Source organism: Meridianimarinicoccus zhengii (assembly GCF_003254465.1).
Taxonomy (GTDB): Bacteria; Pseudomonadota; Alphaproteobacteria; order Rhodobacterales; family Rhodobacteraceae; genus Meridianimarinicoccus; species Meridianimarinicoccus zhengii.
The window spans coordinates 1-1,157 of the sequence record NZ_QDFI01000177.1 but is presented as its reverse complement, the minus strand read 5'-3'; the positions used below and the strand labels follow the sequence as shown (position 1 = coordinate 1,157).

Here is a 1,157-nt window from a genome sequence, read left to right as displayed (position 1 = left end):
AGAGTATCCGTCGTGATCAAGCCGTTTTTTGGGTCCACGTGCGATCAGCTTTGACGAGAGCGTTGGCTGTTTCGACCAACTTGCGCATGAGGGTGACGATGGCGACCTTGGCGGGTTTTCCGGCCTCGCGGAGAGCGTCGTATTTTGCCTTGAGGTCCGGGTTGAACCTCATGGCCACAAGGGCAGGCATGTAGAGCGCGTCACGCAGGGGCTTTCGCCCGCCGCTGATGAATGACTTGCCCTTCCATTGGCCTGACTCGCGGCTGTGCGGGACAAGGCCGGCGAGACTTCCGGCCTGTTTTCTGTCGAGGGTGCCGATTTCCGGCAGGAAGGTGAGGATCAATGCAGCTGCGATGGGTCCGAGGCCGGGGATCGAGCACAGGATCTCGCGCTTGCGCTGCAAGGCTTCGTCGCTGGCGATATGGCGTGCGATCTCGGCATCGAGCTCGGCGAGCTGACGCCCGACCAGCGTCAGGCGTGCCTTGATCTGGCGTTTCAGAACCGGGTTGAGCTGCACATGACTGCGGTTGCGCAGGCGGGTGCGTTCCTTGATCAGCGCCGTGCGTGCCACCTGCAAGTCTCTGAGAACAAGCTGGTTCTTAGAAATCGGGGTGTCCGGCTCCAGGTGCAGGGCGGCCCCCATCCGGGCCAGGATGCGCGCGTCGACGGCATCGGTCTTGGCCCGCGTCCCGCAAGCTTCGGCAAAGCGACGCGCGTGCAGCGGGTTGACCTTGACCAACGGAAACTTGCCCGACAGCGCTGTCTCGAGGGCCCGATGATAGGGCCCTGTCGGCTCGAACACGATCCGGGCGATCGGCGTCTGGCCGAGCCAGCGGATCAGGGCCCGGATGCCCCAGGGTGTGTTCTCGAACTGCCGCGCCGCTTGGTCTTCCTGCCGGAAGGCGTCGAGATGGGTTTTCGAGATGTCGATGCCGATGGTATGTTCTGTCATCTTCGCCATGTCCTATGCTTGTCATGCGTGGCTCAAACACGCGTATCCGTTCAGGCCCTTGGTGAAGACGGCGGTCGATCATACTCTGAGACGGTCCTTGTCGACCCCGATGGCTTCGATCCGACCGCCGCCACTGCCCGCCATAAATGGCGTGGCGGGCAGTGGCTTCCAATCAACTGGAAGCCGGGCTTCTTGATAAGACAAG

At 62.3% G+C, this 1,157-nt stretch carries 1 protein-coding gene; it reads right to left on the bottom strand.

What is annotated here, in order from left to right; all coding sequences use genetic code 11:
• Positions 1-16: 16 nt before the first annotated feature.
• Positions 17-952 carry an IS110 family transposase gene (locus DDE13_RS22435; protein WP_235868825.1) on the bottom strand — a complete coding sequence of 312 codons (936 nt, stop codon included), beginning with the start codon at positions 950-952 and terminating at the stop codon, positions 17-19.
• Positions 953-1,157: the final 205 nt, after the last annotated feature.